The sequence below is a fragment of the Zoogloea sp. LCSB751 genome, assembly GCF_002028455.1.
GTDB lineage: Bacteria > Pseudomonadota > Gammaproteobacteria > Burkholderiales > Rhodocyclaceae > Zoogloea.
Window position 1 is genome coordinate 1 of the sequence record NZ_MWUM01000358.1, and the last position, 257, is coordinate 257.

Below are 257 nucleotides of genomic sequence, written 5' to 3' on the forward strand. Positions count from 1 at the left end.
ATAAAAACAAAAAATGGAGAAAATTATGAGTGCTATTGATGTTTTATCTCAGGAGGAAAAGTCTATACATGTTGTTGATAAATTTATAACCCATCATCACAACAGCGTTAATAACAATGTCTTTTACAAAAAACTTTATGTTCTCTTCGCCGGGTATCATCTGAAGTATTTTTATTCACGGGCGCAGTATCGCAATTCATGTTATCACGTTGATAATATTATGCAGATGTTTACAGGAGTCGTTTCAACCCTGAACA

Annotated in this window: 1 pseudogene; it reads left to right on the forward strand. The window is 33.1% G+C overall.

Annotation, left to right across the window (positions count from 1 at the left end):
- Positions 1-25 precede the first annotated feature (25 nt).
- Positions 26-257 (forward strand): annotated as a pseudogene (locus B4920_RS30160) (hypothetical protein); the annotation flags it as partial.